This is a genomic window from Pseudonocardia sp. GCM10023141 (assembly GCF_042653605.1).
This window is the reverse complement of sequence record NZ_JBHSIR010000009.1, coordinates 199,510-214,358: the sequence shown is the minus strand read 5'-3', so window position 1 is coordinate 214,358 and position 14,849 is coordinate 199,510. Positions and strand designations below refer to the sequence as shown.

Genomic DNA, 14,849 nt, shown 5'->3' with positions numbered 1-14,849 from the left:
CATGAAGGTGGCACTGACGATCAACGGCGCGGCCCGCGAGGTCGAGGTCGACCCGCGCACGCTGCTGGCCGACACGCTGCGCCAGCAGCTGGGCCTGACCGGCACGCACATCGGTTGCGAGCAGGGCGTCTGCGGAGCGTGCACGGTGCTGGTCGACGGTCGCCCGACCCGGTCCTGCCTGCTGTTCACCGTGCAGCTGCAGGGCCGTTCGGTCGAGACCGTCGAATCGCTGGAGAACGCGGACGGCAGCCTCAACAGCCTGCAGCAGAGCTTCCAGGACCATCACGGGCTGCAGTGCGGGTTCTGCACACCCGGCATCCTGATGTCGCTCACCTCGCTGTTCCGTGAGGAGCCCAGCCCCGACGAGGAGCAGATCCGCGACCACGTGCAGGGGCATCTGTGCCGCTGCACCGGTTACCAGCAGCTCGTGCAGGCCGCCCTCGCCGAATCCGACCGCAACGCAGGGTCCGACCGCACCGCAGGGGTGACCCGATGATCGGCGAGCGTCGGGTCCGGCGGGAGGACCTGCGGCTGCTGCGCGGGCGCGGCGAGTACGTCGACGACATCGACCTGCCCGGCGTGCTCCACATGGCCGCCGTGCGCAGCACGCAGCCGCATGCGCGGATCCTGAACATCGACACGAGCGCCGCAACCGGGGGCGAGGGCGTCGTGGCGGTCTACACCGCCGCGGACCTGGCGGAGATCAACCGGCCGTGGCCGGTGCACCTGGCCCACTCGTCGTTGCGCCCCGCCGAGCAGCGGACGCTGCCGATCGAGAAGGTCCGGTACGTCGGCGAGCTCGTGGCCGTGGTCGTGGCGGAGAGCCGGTACCTGGCTGAGGACGCGTGCGAGCTCGTTGTGATCGACTACGAGCCGCTGCCCGGTTCGGGTCACCTCGCGGTGTCCCAGCAGCTCCCGGTGGCGATCCACGACGGCATCGACGACAACGTGGCCGCGCACGTCGTGCAGTCCACCGGTGACGTCGAGGCCGCGCTGGCAGCGGCGCCGCGGGTGCTGCGCGAGACGTACTCGATCAACCGGGGCGGCGGGCACTCGATGGAGGGCCGCGCGGTCGCCGCCCGGTACGACCGGGCCATGGGCGAGTTCGTGGTCTGGGACGCGACGCAGACCCCGCATCAGATCCGGGCCCAGCTGGCGTACTGCTACGGGCTGTCCGAGGAGAAGATCAGGGTGATCGCGCCGCCCGATGTGGGTGGCGGGTTCGGGCCGAAGGCGGGCAAGTACCCCGAGGAGATCATCGTCCCCTGGCTCGCGAAGCTGCTCGACCGGCCCGTGAAGTTCGTCGAGGACCGCTACGAGCACTTCGTCTCCTGCACCCAGGAGCACCTGCAGGAGCACCACCTCGAGGTCGCCTACGACGACGATGGCATGCTGCTCGGTCTGAAGGACGTGTTCCTGCACGACACGGGCGCCTACGCGAGCTCCCTGATCGTGCCGCTGATCGCGGGTACGACCGTGCCCGGTCCGTACAAGATCCCGAACCTGCACATCGAGTTCACGTCGCTGTTCACCAACAAGGTGCCCTCCAGCGCGGTGCGCGGCGCGGGTCGCCCCCAGGGCGTGTTCGTGATGGAACGGGTGATGGACCGCATCGCCGAGGACCTCGGCCTCGATCCGGCGGACGTGCGCGCCCGCAACCTCATCCAGGAGCACGAGTTCCCCTACGCGGTCGGCCTCACCTTCCGCGACGGCAGCCCGCTCACCTATGACAGCGGCAACTACCCGGGCCTGCTGGAGAAGGGACTCGCCAAGATCGACTACCCCCGCCAGCGCGAGCTGCAGGCCAAGCGTCGCGGCGAGGGGGCGCTGCGCGGGATCGGCGTGTCCGTCGCGGTCGAGGGCGTCGGTCTGGGCCCGTTCGAGGGTGCGACGGTGCGCATGGAGTCGAACGGTCGGGTCACCGCGATCATGGGTGCGCCGCCGCAGGGGCAGGGCTTCGAGACCACCTACGCGCAGATCTGCGCGGAGGCGATGGGGGTCGATCCCGACTCCGTGGACGTGGTCACCGGTGACACCGGCACCATCGCGTACGGCGTGGGCACCTTCGCCAGCCGGGTGATGGCCACCGCGGGCCCGGCCATGATGACGGCCGCGAGCGAGGTCAAGCAGAAGCTGTTCCAGTCCGTCGCCGCCGTGCTGGAGGTCTCGCCCGACGACCTGGAGATCCGCGCCGACGGGGTCGGGGTCAGCGAGGTCGGCGTCCGCGGTACGCAGACCGGTATGCCGCTGGCGCAGGCCGCGCGGATGTCGAACGTCGGCTCGCCCGGGGTCACGATGCTCGCCGGCACCGTGCCCGGACTGACGGCCACCTCCTACTTCAACCCGAGCAGCGCCGGCTACTCCAGCAGCGTGCAGGTGTGCGTGGTGGAGATCGACCCGGGCACCGGTGAGGTCGAGATCCTCGACTGGGTAGTGGGCCACGACTGCGGGACGATCATCAACCCGCTGCTCGTCGAGGGGCAGGTGCTCGGCGGCGTCGTGCACGGGCTCAGCAACGCCCTCTACGAGGAGTCGCTCTACAGCGCCGACGGCACGCCGCTCACCACGTCGTTCCTGGACTACCCGATCCCGTCCGCGCGCGAGCTGCCGATGATCGAGCTGTACGACCAGTCGACTCCCAGCCCGCTCAACCCGCTGGGCGTCAAGGGTGCGGGGGAGGCAGGCACGCTCGGCGTCCCGGCCGTGATCGCCTCGGCGGTCGAGGACGCGCTGGCGCCGCTGGGCGTGCGGATCACGTCGATGCCGCTCTCGCCCGGGCGGATCGGTGACCTCATCGAGGATGCGCGCATCGCCCGGCAGGCCGCGCCATGACCGTCGTCTACCTGCACGCCGTCGGCCTGGACGGCGCGCTCTGGACGGACGTGGCGCGGCCCGGTGCCCTCACCCCCGACCTGCCCGGCCACGGTGGCGCGCCGCGCCCGGCCGGGCCCCTCACGATGGCGGCGCTCGTCGAGCACGTCGCCGACCTGATCGAGGAGCACGGCGGCGGCCCGGCCGACCTGGTCGGCATCTCGCTGGGCAGCATGGTGGCGCAGCAGGTCGCGGTGCACCGGCCCGAACTGGTGCGGTCGATGGTGCTGGCGTGCGGCGGCATGCGCACCGACCCCGCGGTGTCGGCGCAGCGGTCTGCCGACACCCGCCTGCTGGGTGTCACCGGCACCCTGGACGTCACGCTGCGGCGCTGGTTCACCGCCGCCGCGCTGGCCGACCCCGACCACCCCGGGGTGGCGTGGGCCCGGGCGCGCCTGCTCGCCGACGACGCCGACGTGGTCGCCGACTACTGGGCCGCGATGGCGGGGCACGACCTGACCGGCGCGCTCGGCGCCGTCACGGTCCCGACGACGTGCATCGGAGCCACCGCCGACGCCTCGGTGCCGGTCGCGGCCATGCGGGCCGTTGCCGACGCGATCCCCGGCGGGCGGATGCGTGAGATCCCGGGACCGCACATCGTCGTGCTGGAGGAGCCCGCGGGATTCGTCGCCGCCGTGGACGAGCACCTGGCCTGGGTCGACACGCAGGTCGGGGTCCGGTGAAGGCGGTCGCGACGAGCCCGATGCGCATGGCCCGTGCGCAGGCGGCCGGCGGCCCCGATGTGCTCAGGGTGGACGTCGTCGAGCGGCCCGCGATCGGACCGGAGGACGTGCTGGTCGCTGTCCGGCTCGCCGGGGTCAACTTCGCCGACGTCAACGCCCGGCGGGGCACCTACGCCGCCGTCACCGGTCCGCGCGGTCTCGGCCGCGACATCCTCGGCGAGGTCGTCGCGGTCGGGGACCGGGTCGAGGGCGGTGCGCTCCGGGTGGGCCTGCGGGTCGCGGGCTTCAGCTCGACACCCGCCTACGCGGAGTTCGCCGTCGCCCACCACACGCTCGTCTGGCCCGTCCCCGACGCCGTGTCCGACGAGCAGGCCGCCGCCTTCCCGACCGTCGGGCAGACGGCCTACCACCTGATGCGGCGGGCGGGCGGGCTCCGCACCGGCGAGTCGGTGCTGGTGACCGCTGCGGCCGGCGGCGTCGGCTCGGTCGCCGTTCCCCTCGCCACGCTGCTCGGCGCCGGCCGGGTCGTGGCGGCGGCAGGCGACGTCGAGCGCGCTCGGACCGCCGGTGCGCCGGAGGCCGTGGCCTACCCCGATCTCGCCTCCGTCGATCCCGTGGATCTCGTGCTCGACGGGGTCGGCGGTGGCGTCCGCGACGGCGCTGTCGCGCGGCTGGCGCCGTTCGGCAGGCTCGTCCACTTCGGCAACTCCGCCGCAACCACCGAGACGCTGCCCGCACCGCGAGCGCTGCGGGAGCGCTGCCTGGGCGTCGTCGGCTTCCACCTCGACGTCCTGCGCCGCAACGATCGTCCTGCGCTCGCAGCGGCCGCCGAGCTGCTGATGGGCTGGCTGGCCGCGGGTCGGCTGCACATCCCCGTGCACGCGGTGCTACCGCTCGACCGGGCCGCGGAGGCTCACCGGTTGCTGGAATCCCGGCAGGTCCGGGGCAAGGTCCTGCTCGCTGTCGGCTCCCCAGGAGGTCCGTGATGGAACGCGGTCGAGCGGAACGTGATCCGGTCGGGAAGGCGCTCGGCGTGCTCATCGCGCTGGCCGACGACCCCGACGGGCCGTGGAGCGTGCGGTCGCTGGCCCGCGATCTGGACACCTCACCCGCGACGGTGCACCGGATCTTCACCGCGTTCGAAGGGCGCAACCTGCTCGACCGCGACGGGGACGGTGGCTACCAGGCCGGCGCGGAGCTGTTCCGGCTCTGCGGCGCACTGCGCGACGGGTTCACCCCGCTGCAGCTGGCCCGCACGCACGTCGACGCGCTCGCGCGCGACTCCGGTGAGGCGGTGCTGTTCGGCGCCTACGAGCCCGCGCGGCGACAGATGATGTTCGTCGATGTCGTGCAGGCGGTGCACCCGCTGCAGTACGACGTCGGCCTGCACCGCTGGATCCCGGTGCACTCCGGGGCCAGCGGGCTGGCGATCCTCGCGTTCCTGCCCGAGGCGGAGCGCCGGGCCGTGTACGCGGCGGGCCTGCCGCGGCTCACCAGCGCGACCATCGTCTCGGCGGAGGCACTGGAGGCCGAGTGCGTCCGCATCCGGGAGCGGGGCTACGCGATCTCGGTGGCCCAGCGCCTGTCCGGGGCCGCCGCGGTCACCGCGCCGGTGTTCGACGCGGTGGGCGACGTCGTCGGGGACGTGTCGATCACCGTGCCCGAGCAGCGGTTCCACGCCGACCGCGAGGCCCCGCTGGCGCAGCGCGTCATGACGACCGCGCGCGCCGTGACCGACGAGCTGAGCCGGGCGGGCTACCGCCGTGGCTGAGGAGGACACGTGAGCGAGACATCCCCACCCGTGGCAGCCACGGGTCCACTGCACAACACGGTCGTGATCGACCTGACCCAGCACCTGGCAGGCCCCTTCGCGACGCAGATACTGGGCGATCTCGGCGCGCGGGTGATCAAGATCGAGCCGCCGGACGGGGACTCCACCCGCACCATCGGCCCGCACTTCGTCGACGGCGACAGCGCGTACTACCTGAGCGTCAACCGCAACAAGGAGAGCGTCTGCATCAACCTCAAGACCGATGCGGGCCGCGCCGCGCTGCTGCGGCTGGTCCGCGCTGCCGACGCCGTGGTGGAGAACTTCCGGCCGGGCACGATGGAGAAGCTCGGCATCGGCGCCGACGTCCTGCGCGAGCTGAAGCCGGAGCTGGTGGTCTGCTCGCTGACCGGATTCGGTCTCGACGGGCCGTACCGCGACCGGCCCGCGTTCGACATGATCGTGCAGGCGCTCAGCGGCGGGATGTCGCTCACCGGCGACATCGGTGGCCGCCCGGTGCGATCGGGGCTGCCGATCGGCGATCTGTGCGCCGGCATGAACGCGGCCATCGCGACGCTCGCGGGGCTCGTCCGCGCGAGCCAGGACGGTGTCGGCTCGCGCGTCGACGTCGCGATGCTCGACACCCAGATCTCGCTGCTCAGCTACGTCGCCAGCTACTACCTGACCGGCGGCGAGGTACCAGGCCTGCAGGGCCGCCAGCACATGAGCATCCCCACCTACCGGGCCTTCACCTGCGCCGACGGTCGCGACATCGCGGTCACGGCCAACACCCCGAAGATGTGGATCGGCCTGTGCCGCGCACTCGGGACCACCGACCTGCTGGGCGACCCCCGGTTCACGACCAACGAGGACCGCAGGCGCCACCGCGACGAGCTCGCGGCCGTGCTCGATCCGGCCGCGCTGGCGATGGACTCCGCGCACCTGCTCACCCGGCTCGGGGAGGAGGGCGTGGCGAGCGCGCCGATCAACACCGTCGACGCCGCGCTGGCCGACCCGCACGTCCGCCACCGCGACATGGTCGTGGAGCAGGAGCGCGGCGGGGAAGCGGTCTTCGCGGTCGGTGACCCGCTGAAGATCAGCGACGGGCGAACGGACCACCGCGTGGCGCCGCGGCTCGGCCAGGACACCGAGGCCGTGCTGCGCTCGCTGGGCGGCTTCACCCCGGCCGACGTGGCGGAGCTGGCGGCAGCCGGGGCGGTCGGACCGTCGCGGATCCCCCGGTTGGGCGGCCGCGACACCAGCCAGGACACCGAACACGCACCGCCGGCCCGGAGCGCCTGATGCCCGCGCGCGTGGTGCCTGACCGGATCATCGTCGGGGTCACCGGTTCGAGCGCGCCGCAGCTGGGACTCACGGTGCTGCAGGCGCTGCGGGACGTCCCGATCGAGGTGCACCTGGTGCTCTCGGCCGGGGCGGCGCTCAGCATCGAGGCCGAGATGGGGGTCTCGACGGTGGAGTTCGAGGAGCTCGCCGACGTCGTCCACCGGGCCGAGGACCTCGGCGCCGCCATCTCGTCCGGCTCGTTCCGGACGCGGGGGATGGTGGTGGTGCCCTGCTCGATGCGCAGCCTGGCCGCGATCGCCACGGGCAACACCACCGACCTGGTGTCCCGGGCCGCTGACGTCTGCCTCAAGGAGCGGCGCAGGCTCGTGCTCGTCACGCGGGAGACCCCGCTCAACCTCATCCACATCCGCAACATGGAGACCGTCACGCTCGCGGGGGCCACCGTCCTGCCGCCCGTGCCGGCGTTCTACCACCGGCCGCGTTCCGTCGAGGACCTGCTGCGCCACATCGCGGGCAAGGTGCTCGACCAGTTCGACCTGGAGCACGACCTCTTCCGGCGCTGGGAGGGCGTCCCGGAGCAGGGTGCGGTGGTGGCCGATGCTGCCCGCTGAGGTCGTCGACCAGCTCGCCGGCCCGCCGGTCGCGGACACGTGGGAGCCGGTGTTCCCCCTGCTCACCGTGGACCCGGGCGGCGAGCCGCGGGTGTGCCTGCTCTCGCGCGCCGAGCTCGTGCCGCGCTCCGGCGCGGTGCTGTGCGCGCTGCGCAGCCGGCGCACCACGGCGAACCTGCGCCGCACCGGTATCGCCGTCCTGCAGGTCGTCACCGGCACCGTCAGCTGGTCGGTGCGCACCCGCATCGGCCGCGAGATCGCCGATCTCGGCGGCCTTGCCGTCGAGCTGCTCGTCACCGACGTCGAACGCGACACGCTCGGCATCCCGCTGCGCCCCATGACCTGTCTGGCCGACGCCGCGCTCGCCGCGACCGAGCGCTGGGACGACAACGCCGTGCTGTTCGCGCGGCTGGCCGCTGAACGTGACACTGCAGAGGAGACGCGCTCATGACCGACATCAGGGGAGCCACCGCGATCGTCGGGGTCGGCACCACCGAGCAGGGCCAGTTCCCGGGCCTCTCGGCGAACGAGATCGCCGTGGACGCGATCGAGCTCGCGCTCGCCGACGCCGGGCTCGAGAAGAGCGACGTCGACGGGCTCATCACCTGCCAGAACCTGCGCTCGCACATCGGCACCGACGAGCAGATCGGGCTGCTGGCCGGGCTCAACCCCAAATACAGCGCCACCCTCGACTACGGCACGGGCAACTTCTCGTTGCACCTGGCCGTCATGGCGATCACCTGCGGTCTCGCCGAGACGATCGTGCTCTGCTACGGCACCAACCAGCGCTCGGCGAAGGTCGACTTCGGGGTCGCGGTGGGCGGGGCGGCGAACTTCGGGACGGTCGCGGGGCTCGTCCACGTGGCCGGCCCGGCGGCGATGGCGTTCAAGCGCCACCAGCACCTGTACGGCACCACGGAGGAGCAGCTGGGCTGGGTGTCGGTGGCGCAGCGGGAGTGGGCGCAGCGCAACCCGCTGGCCATCTTCCGCAAGGAGCTGACCATCGACGACTACCTGGCCTCGCCGTACCTGGTGGAGCCGCTGCGCCGACCGGACCTCACGATGATCTCCGACGGTGGCGCCGCCATCGTCGTCACCAGCGCGGCGAAGGCCGCGGACCGGCCCAAGGCGCCGGTGTACGTGCTGGGGATGGCCGAGCAGACGGCCCTGCGCGGCGACCAGAACCCCGACAACCTGCTGCGCCCGTGGCTCGGCGACGTCGCGTCGCGGCTCTGGTCCGGTTCGGGGCTGGGCCCCCAGGACGTCGACCTGCTCTACATCCAGGACGCCACCTCGGTCTGGGTGCTGCAGATGCTCGAGTGGTACGGGTTCTGCAAGCCGGGGGAGGCGGGGCCGTTCCTCGCCGAGGGGCACACGCGGCCCGGCGGCTCGCTGCCGGTGAACACCAACGGCGGGCAGCTCGCGGAGAGCTACATGTGGGGCTGGCTGCACCTCTGCGAGGCCGTCCGGCAGCTGCGCGGTGAATGCGGCGACCGGCAGGTCGCGACGAACGGGAAGGCGCCCGAGATCGCCGTCGACTGCTCGTCCCACGACTTCCTGAAAGGAGCGGCGTCGATCCTCTCGACGCACCGGTGACCACCATGAGCACCTACCCGGAGACCGTCTACTCAGCACCCCTGCCCGACCTCGCCGACCCGCTGACCGCGCCGCACTGGGCCGCAGCGCGCGAGGGCCGCCTCGCCGTGCAGCGCTGCGCATCCTGCGGCGCGCTGCGCTGGCTGCCCGCCGTGATCTGTCCCGAGTGCCTGACGACCGGGGGCGACTGGGTCGACCTCGCCGGCACCGGCACCGTCTGGAGCTACGCGGTCTACCACCGCGCGATGAATCCGCAGTTCAAGGACCGCGTGCCCTACGCCGTCGCCATGATCGAGCTCGACGAGGGCATCCGCATGGTGGGCACGCTCGCCGAAGTCGACGGAGTCGAGATCGGGCAGCGCGTGCACGCCACGTACGAGGCCGTCACGGCCGACGTGACGCTCGTGCGCTGGGTCCGGGACTGAGGGGGCGGGGATGGCGTTCCAGGATCTGCGCGAGTTCCTCGACGCGGTGGAGAAGGTCGACGAGCTGAAGGTCGTGCACGGCGCCGACCTCGCCTCGGAGATCGGCAGCATCACCGAGATCACGGCATGGTCGGCCGAGCACCCGCTCGTGCTGTTCGACGACATCACCGGCCACCCGGTCGGCACCCGGATCGCGGTGCACTCCTTCGACTCGTACCGCCGGATGCAGCTGATCTACGGTTTCCCGGACGGGCTGCGGGGCGCCGCGCTGACAGCGTGGTGGAAGGACCGGCTCGGCGACTACGTCCCGGTGCCGCCGGTCGAGGTCGAGACCGGTCCGGTCATGCAGAACCTCATGATCGGCGAGGACGTCGACCTCTTCCGGTTCCCGGCGCCGATGTGGCACGCGCAGGACGGCGCCCCCTACCTCGCCACCGGGGGAGCATCGGTGCTGCGCGACCCGGACACCGGGCAGCTCAACGCGGGTTGCTACCGCGGCATGCGCTACGACCGCAACACCATCGGCCACCATCTCGCGGGCGGCCACAACGGGCAGGTCATCCGCGACAAGTACTTCGCGCGCGGGGAGAACTGCCCGGTCGTGATCACCCTGGGCAACGATCCGTCGTTCACACTCGCCGGTGCGGAGAACGTCGGTTTCGGGCAGAACGAGCTCGAGTTCGGCGGCTTCCTGCGTGGTGCTCCCTACGAGATGGTCACCGGCCCCCTGACCGGCCTGCCGTTCCCGGCCACCGCCGAGGTGGTGCTGGAAGGCGAGATCCTGCACCCGGACGTGGAGCCGAAGCGGTCCGAGGGACCGTGGGGGGAGGGGCTGGGCTACTACGCGTCGGCGTTCGCGCAACCCGCGGTCCGGATCGGGGCCGTCTACCACCGCGACGACCCGATCGTCATGGGTGAGCCGACGCTGCGGTTCCGCAACCGCGGCGCCGCGGGCGGTTTCGCGCAGACCGCTCGCCGGCTGCACCTGCTCGAGCGCTCCGGCCTGGAGGGGGTGCGCGGCATCGGCCAGGTCGGCCCGTTCCTCGTCGTCTCGATCAAGCAGCACTACTCGGGGCAGGTGATGCGCATCGCCGACTACGTGATGGCCGGGCTGGCCGACCGGCCGCCGCGCTACCTGGTGATGGTCGACGACGACATCGACCCGAGCAACACCGCGCTGGTGAACTGGGCGATCGCGACCCGCGTCGACCCGGCGAGCCAGATCCACATCCAGCGCGACCGCTGGTGCAACGTGATCAACCCGGCGGGGCTCACCCCGGCCAAGCGGGCGATCGAGGACTACACGCTCGGCACCACGATCATCGACGCGTGCAAGCCGTTCCGGTGGCGTGCCGACTGGGACCGGATGTTCGCGCGCAGCGACATCCAGGACGAGCTGCGTGCTGCCACCGCCGCCAAGTGGGAGGACGTGCTCGGGCCGCTGATCACGGCCCCGAAGCCGGCCTGAGGCTCCGGGGTCGTGACTCCGGCTGCGCTCCCTGGCTCAGGCCGAGGCGGCGCCGGCACCGTCGTGGACGCTGACGGTCGGCTCGATGCCGTCGGCGCCCACGACCTCCTTCCAGGCCTCGAAGCCGTGCTGGAACACGACGACCCCGGCCTCGGGGAGGCTGATCTCGATCGCCTCGAGGATCTCCTGCGGGGTGACGCCCAGATCGAGCGCGACCCGGATGTGGCTCTGGATGTGCCCCTTCGCCGCCCGCATCACGGTGAGGCTGACGATGAAGATCAGCTCCTTGGTGCGGCGGTCGAGCAGGCGCTGGTGCAGGTAGGCCGCTCCGACGAGGTCGTTCGCGGCCTGCAGCACCGGGAAGTCCTGCTTCGCCATGACCTTGTGGTAGTCGAGGACGTAGCCGCGGGTGCGTGCCATGTCGTCGACGTAGGCCTGTGCGTCGTTCCGGTCGCTCATGATGATCCTTCCGGGTTGCGTTCTGCCAGCTGTCGGAGTGCCACCGCCGCCGCGGACCGCACGTGCTCCTCGGACGCCCGCCAGGCGCCGTCGCCGTCACCGGTGGCGGCCGCGTCGGTGATGGCGTGCAGCTCGCGACGCGTGTCTGCGGATCGCCCCGGCGCCTGGAGGGTGAGCCCGCGCAGCAGGCTGGTGCGGGCGTGCACGCCGCGGAGGGTGGAGCGGAGGACCTCGTTGTGCGCGCCGTCCAGCAGCGCCTCGTAGTACGCGTCCTTGGCGGCCAGCGTGTGGACGAGGCCGGCAGCGGGATCGTCGAGTGCGGTGTCGAGCTCGGCGAGCCTGCCGCGCAACAGCGCCCGCTCGTCCGCGGTGGCCCGCTCGGCGAACAGCCGGGCAGCCAGCGCCTCGACCACCGCACGCACCTCGTACAGCGCGACCGCATCGACCCTGGTCAGGACGGTGACGATGGGTCCGCGCTGCGGCACGATCGTGACCAGCCCCTCCGACTCGAGCTGGCGCAGGGCCTCTCGCACGACGGTGCGGCTCACCCCGAACCGCGCGCACAGGATCCGCTCGACGAGTCGCTCACCCTGCGCGAACGCGGCACCGACGATCGCCTGGCGCAGCAGGTCGACCACCTGGGCGCGCAGCGGGGCAGCCTCGCGCACGACACCTGTCATCGGCTCTCACCTCCACCGATCATCATACGGTATTACGGTATTCCTGTTGGGAAGGGTTGTGCAGATGCCACGGAGACCGCCGTTGCCGCAGCCGTCGCCCCAGAGGTCACCGCAGACGTTGCGCTCGATGGTGCCGTCGATGTTCCTGCCGACCGCTGTCTACGAGATCGGCAACGGCGCGGTGATCCCGATCGTCGCGATCACCGCGGTCGAGCTCGGGGCATCACCGGCCATGGCCGGCTTCCTGGTGGCGCTGCTGGGAATCGGCCAGCTGGTCGGTGACATCCCGTCCGCGGCGCTGGCGGCGTGGCTGGGTGACCGGCGTGCGATGGTCGTCGCGGGTGGGATCGCCACGGCGTCCATGGCGGTCTGCGTCGTGGCGTCGTCGTTGCTGCTGCTGGGTGTCTGCCTGTTCGTGCTCGGCATGTGCAACGCGACGTTCTACCTCGCGCGGCAGTCGTACCTGACCGAGGTGGCACCGCTGGCGTTGCGCGCGCGGGCGATGTCGATGCTCGGTGGCGCGCACCGCATCGGGTTGTTCATCGGGCCGTTCGTGGGGGCGGCGGTGATCGGTCTGACGACGGTGCGGGCCGCCTACCTCGTGGCGGTCGCGGCCGCCGCGGTGGCCACCGTTCTGCTGATCGTGATCCCCGATCTCGAGCCGACCACGGGCCCGATGGTGCGGCCGGCCACCTGCCCAGGCCGGTCCGGTGGGTTCCTCGGCGCCGCGCGGGAGCACCGCCGGGTGCTGGCGACGCTGGGTTTCGCGGTGCTCGGGATCGGCGCGGCACGTGCGGCACGGCAGGTCGTGCTCCCGCTCTGGGCGGTCCACATCGGCCTCGGCCCGGAGGCGACCAGCGTCATGTTCGGGATCGCGAGCGCGGTCGACATGGCGCTGTTCTACCCGGCGGGGAAGGTGATGGACCGCCACGGCAGGCTCGCGGTCGCCGTCCCGTCGATGCTGATCATGGGGCTGTCGATGGCCGTTCTCCCGTTGAGCCAGGAGATCATCGGGCTCACGGCCGTCGCCATGGTGATGAGCTGCGGCAACGGCATCGGATCCGGCATCGTGATGACCCTCGGTGCCGACGTCGCGCCGGTGGACAACAGGCTGCGGTTCATCTCGATGTGGCGGCTGATGAACGACACGGGCAACGCGGCGGGGCCCGCCACCGTCTCGGTGGTCGCCGCGGTGTGGACGCTCGCGGCCGGCATCCTCGCCGTCGGCACCGGTGCCCTGCTCGCGGCCGTCGCACTGGCGGTGTGGGCGCCGCGCTACTCGCCGTACGCGACGCGGGCCATGATGCGGGCCCTCCGGGATGCCGGCCGCAGCGGCGACTGAGGCGGCCGTCTCGTCCTGCGAGGGGGCGTGATCGCGCGTTACCTTGAGCCCGTCGAGCCGTGCGGGCGCCGGATCCGCCGGGCCGATCCCGAATCTTGGAGGTTCCATGACCGAGCACACGTACCGGGTCACGGAGATCGTCGGCACGTCCCCGGACGGTGTCGATGCGGCCATTCGAAGCGGCCTGGCCCGTGCGGCGCAGACGTTGCGCAACCTCGACTGGTTCGAGGTGCAGCAGATCCGGGGCAACCTGAACGACGGCGACGTGGCGCACGTACAGGTCACGATGAAGGTCGGCTTCCGCCTCGACGACCCTGCGTGACGGTGCGCGCCGGTCGGTGATTCCGGATGGCAGGAGGCAACGCGCGAGCCCGCCGCCCCGGGCGGGTGATCAACGCCCACAGGTTCCGGTTCGATCATGAGCCGGTGCGCGCTCGACCACCGGCTCGAAGATCAACGCCTGCTGGCTCATGGTCAACACCGAACCAGTGGGCGTTGATCACCGAATCGCACCGCAGCGCCCCCACGCCGGACCCTCCTGTTGATCTGCCCGCCCGGCGAGGGCGCCGTGAAGCCGGGCACGCTCCCCACCGCACGCGACAGTGCCGATTCTCATCTCTCATGGTGGCCGCAGGCCATGACGGACTTCCTGCAACCCGTTCGGGGCTGGGTGTCAGCGGCCGAGGTGCTCGACGAACCAGTCGCGGGCGGCGGGCCCGGACGCGCCGAAGCCGTCGACGTAGGCGTCGAAGTGACCGCCGGGCAGGATCTGCAGCTTCTTCGGCTCGCGGGCCTTCTCGTAGGCGCCGATGGCCAGGTCGGTCGGGGTGAGCACGTCGTTGCGGGCCGGCATCAGCAGCAGCGGGGTGGGGCTGATGTAGGGCACGTAGGTGATCGGCTCGTACTCGGTGAACAGCTCCACGCTGCGCAGCGTGACCTCGTTGCGCCACGACGGCGCGCGCAGCTCGTGGGTGTCGGTGAACCACGTGTAGGAGTCCGGCGTCGGCAACGCCGACGGTGCCAGCGGGTCCTTGTCCACGACCGGCACCATCGCCGGCTCCTTGCCCTCGTAACGGGCGACCCGGTCGGCCACGAACATGTCGCGGAAGCCGTCGATGAAGTCGGCGCGCACCAGCGCGCGGAAGTTGTCGTGCCCGGACACCAGCGGGACCTGCGACACGACGGCCTTGACCCGGCGGTCGATGGCCGCGACGACGAGCACGTGTCCGCCGGAGTAGGACGAGCCCCAGATCCCGATGCGGTCGGCGTCGACCTCGGGCAGGCTGGTGGCGTAGGTGATGGCGTGGCGGTAGTCGCGCACCTGCATCCAGGGGTCGATCTCCTGGCGCGGTATGCCGTCGCTGGCGCCGAAGTTGCGGTTGTCGAACACGAGCGCGTTCAGCCCGGCCGCGGAGAAGAGCTCTCCGTACTTGTCGAGGTACATCTCCTTCACGGCGGAGAAGCCGTGCGCCAGTACGACGGTCGGTGCCGCCCCGTCGGCCCCATCAGCCCCATCAGCCCCATCAGCACTGTAGAACCAGCCGCGCAGCGTCACGCCTTCTGCGTCGAACTCGATGTCGCGTCGAGCCATTCTCAGAACTCCTCCGTGAGTCGGCCAGTCGGCCCGCAGGAGTCCTCGAC

The 14,849-nt window shown here is 71.7% G+C and carries 16 protein-coding genes; 13 read left to right on the top strand and 3 right to left on the bottom strand.

Features of this window, described 5'->3' with window-relative positions:
• Position 1: 1 nt before the first annotated feature.
• From ACFPFQ_RS05865 to ACFPFQ_RS05815, 11 genes are read left to right on the top strand one after another with little or no spacing between them, the layout of a single operon-like run.
• The gene (locus ACFPFQ_RS05865) at positions 2-496 is read left to right on the top strand and encodes a (2Fe-2S)-binding protein (protein WP_379615962.1); all 495 of its coding nucleotides are present in this window, start codon (positions 2-4) and stop codon (positions 494-496) included.
• On the top strand, positions 493-2,832 hold the full coding sequence (locus ACFPFQ_RS05860) for a molybdopterin cofactor-binding domain-containing protein (protein WP_379615537.1): 2,340 nt from the start codon (positions 493-495) through the stop codon (positions 2,830-2,832). Before ACFPFQ_RS05865 ends, ACFPFQ_RS05860 begins: the two co-directional genes overlap by 4 nt.
• A complete protein-coding gene (locus tag ACFPFQ_RS05855; RefSeq protein WP_379615535.1) occupies positions 2,829-3,554 on the top strand; it encodes an alpha/beta fold hydrolase in 726 nt (241 codons plus the stop codon). The genes ACFPFQ_RS05860 and ACFPFQ_RS05855 overlap by 4 nt, the downstream gene beginning before the upstream one ends.
• On the top strand, positions 3,551-4,540 hold the full coding sequence (locus ACFPFQ_RS05850) for a quinone oxidoreductase family protein (RefSeq protein ID WP_379615533.1): 990 nt from the start codon (positions 3,551-3,553) through the stop codon (positions 4,538-4,540). Before ACFPFQ_RS05855 ends, ACFPFQ_RS05850 begins: the two co-directional genes overlap by 4 nt.
• Entirely contained in the window at positions 4,540-5,325 is a 786-nt protein-coding gene (locus ACFPFQ_RS05845) for an IclR family transcriptional regulator (protein WP_379615531.1), read from the top strand. The genes ACFPFQ_RS05850 and ACFPFQ_RS05845 overlap by 1 nt, the downstream gene beginning before the upstream one ends.
• A gap of 9 nt (positions 5,326-5,334) precedes the next feature.
• The gene (locus tag ACFPFQ_RS05840; RefSeq protein WP_379615529.1) at positions 5,335-6,624 is read left to right on the top strand and encodes a CaiB/BaiF CoA transferase family protein; all 1,290 of its coding nucleotides are present in this window, start codon (positions 5,335-5,337) and stop codon (positions 6,622-6,624) included.
• Positions 6,624-7,238, top strand: a complete 615-nt coding sequence (locus ACFPFQ_RS05835; RefSeq protein ID WP_379615527.1) for a UbiX family flavin prenyltransferase — start codon at positions 6,624-6,626, stop codon at positions 7,236-7,238. The genes ACFPFQ_RS05840 and ACFPFQ_RS05835 overlap by 1 nt, the downstream gene beginning before the upstream one ends.
• Positions 7,225-7,689, top strand: coding sequence for a hypothetical protein (locus tag ACFPFQ_RS05830; RefSeq protein ID WP_379615525.1), 465 nt, complete (start codon positions 7,225-7,227; stop codon positions 7,687-7,689). The genes ACFPFQ_RS05835 and ACFPFQ_RS05830 overlap by 14 nt, the downstream gene beginning before the upstream one ends.
• The gene (locus ACFPFQ_RS05825) at positions 7,686-8,834 is read left to right on the top strand and encodes a thiolase C-terminal domain-containing protein (protein WP_379615523.1); all 1,149 of its coding nucleotides are present in this window, start codon (positions 7,686-7,688) and stop codon (positions 8,832-8,834) included. The genes ACFPFQ_RS05830 and ACFPFQ_RS05825 overlap by 4 nt, the downstream gene beginning before the upstream one ends.
• A 5-nt stretch (positions 8,835-8,839) precedes the next feature.
• Positions 8,840-9,259, top strand: coding sequence for a Zn-ribbon domain-containing OB-fold protein (locus ACFPFQ_RS05820; protein WP_379615521.1), 420 nt, complete (start codon positions 8,840-8,842; stop codon positions 9,257-9,259).
• 10 nt (positions 9,260-9,269) lie between these two features.
• Positions 9,270-10,727, top strand: coding sequence for a UbiD family decarboxylase domain-containing protein (locus ACFPFQ_RS05815; protein WP_379615519.1), 1,458 nt, complete (start codon positions 9,270-9,272; stop codon positions 10,725-10,727).
• A gap of 36 nt (positions 10,728-10,763) precedes the next feature.
• On the opposite strand, the gene ACFPFQ_RS05810 is transcribed toward ACFPFQ_RS05815, so the two are convergent.
• On the bottom strand, positions 10,764-11,186 hold the full coding sequence (locus tag ACFPFQ_RS05810) for a carboxymuconolactone decarboxylase family protein (protein WP_379615517.1): 423 nt from the start codon (positions 11,184-11,186) through the stop codon (positions 10,764-10,766).
• Positions 11,183-11,866, bottom strand: coding sequence for a GntR family transcriptional regulator (locus tag ACFPFQ_RS05805; protein ID WP_379615515.1), 684 nt, complete (start codon positions 11,864-11,866; stop codon positions 11,183-11,185). The genes ACFPFQ_RS05810 and ACFPFQ_RS05805 overlap by 4 nt, the downstream gene beginning before the upstream one ends.
• A 139-nt stretch (positions 11,867-12,005) precedes the next feature.
• On the opposite strand from ACFPFQ_RS05805, the gene ACFPFQ_RS05800 reads away from it, so the two are divergent.
• Together ACFPFQ_RS05800 and ACFPFQ_RS05795 are read left to right on the top strand one after the other, a co-directional pair.
• Positions 12,006-13,208, top strand: coding sequence for an MFS transporter (locus ACFPFQ_RS05800; RefSeq protein WP_379615513.1), 1,203 nt, complete (start codon positions 12,006-12,008; stop codon positions 13,206-13,208).
• A 106-nt stretch (positions 13,209-13,314) separates the two neighbouring features.
• Positions 13,315-13,530: a dodecin gene (locus tag ACFPFQ_RS05795; protein ID WP_379615511.1), complete on the top strand. Its 216-nt coding sequence runs from the start codon at positions 13,315-13,317 to the stop codon at positions 13,528-13,530.
• A gap of 351 nt (positions 13,531-13,881) precedes the next feature.
• Here ACFPFQ_RS05795 and ACFPFQ_RS05790 read toward each other — a convergent pair whose 3' ends face one another.
• Positions 13,882-14,799 carry an alpha/beta hydrolase gene (locus tag ACFPFQ_RS05790; protein WP_379615509.1) on the bottom strand — a complete coding sequence of 306 codons (918 nt, stop codon included), beginning with the start codon at positions 14,797-14,799 and terminating at the stop codon, positions 13,882-13,884.
• Positions 14,800-14,849: the final 50 nt, after the last annotated feature.

Coding starts and splice junctions, on each gene's coding strand:
- ACFPFQ_RS05820 (WP_379615521.1), top strand. CDS start 8,840: ATGAGCACCTACCCGGAGACCGTCTACTCAGCACCCCTGCCCGACCTC.
- ACFPFQ_RS05790 (WP_379615509.1), bottom strand. CDS start 14,799: ATGGCTCGACGCGACATCGAGTTCGACGCAGAAGGCGTGACGCTGCGC.
- ACFPFQ_RS05845 (WP_379615531.1), top strand. CDS start 4,540: ATGGAACGCGGTCGAGCGGAACGTGATCCGGTCGGGAAGGCGCTCGGC.
- ACFPFQ_RS05865 (WP_379615962.1), top strand. CDS start 2: ATGAAGGTGGCACTGACGATCAACGGCGCGGCCCGCGAGGTCGAGGTC.
- ACFPFQ_RS05855 (WP_379615535.1), top strand. CDS start 2,829: ATGACCGTCGTCTACCTGCACGCCGTCGGCCTGGACGGCGCGCTCTGG.
- ACFPFQ_RS05805 (WP_379615515.1), bottom strand. CDS start 11,866: ATGACAGGTGTCGTGCGCGAGGCTGCCCCGCTGCGCGCCCAGGTGGTC.
- ACFPFQ_RS05795 (WP_379615511.1), top strand. CDS start 13,315: ATGACCGAGCACACGTACCGGGTCACGGAGATCGTCGGCACGTCCCCG.
- ACFPFQ_RS05825 (WP_379615523.1), top strand. CDS start 7,686: ATGACCGACATCAGGGGAGCCACCGCGATCGTCGGGGTCGGCACCACC.
- ACFPFQ_RS05860 (WP_379615537.1), top strand. CDS start 493: ATGATCGGCGAGCGTCGGGTCCGGCGGGAGGACCTGCGGCTGCTGCGC.
- ACFPFQ_RS05810 (WP_379615517.1), bottom strand. CDS start 11,186: ATGAGCGACCGGAACGACGCACAGGCCTACGTCGACGACATGGCACGC.
- ACFPFQ_RS05835 (WP_379615527.1), top strand. CDS start 6,624: ATGCCCGCGCGCGTGGTGCCTGACCGGATCATCGTCGGGGTCACCGGT.
- ACFPFQ_RS05800 (WP_379615513.1), top strand. CDS start 12,006: ATGTTCCTGCCGACCGCTGTCTACGAGATCGGCAACGGCGCGGTGATC.
- ACFPFQ_RS05830 (WP_379615525.1), top strand. CDS start 7,225: ATGCTGCCCGCTGAGGTCGTCGACCAGCTCGCCGGCCCGCCGGTCGCG.
- ACFPFQ_RS05815 (WP_379615519.1), top strand. CDS start 9,270: ATGGCGTTCCAGGATCTGCGCGAGTTCCTCGACGCGGTGGAGAAGGTC.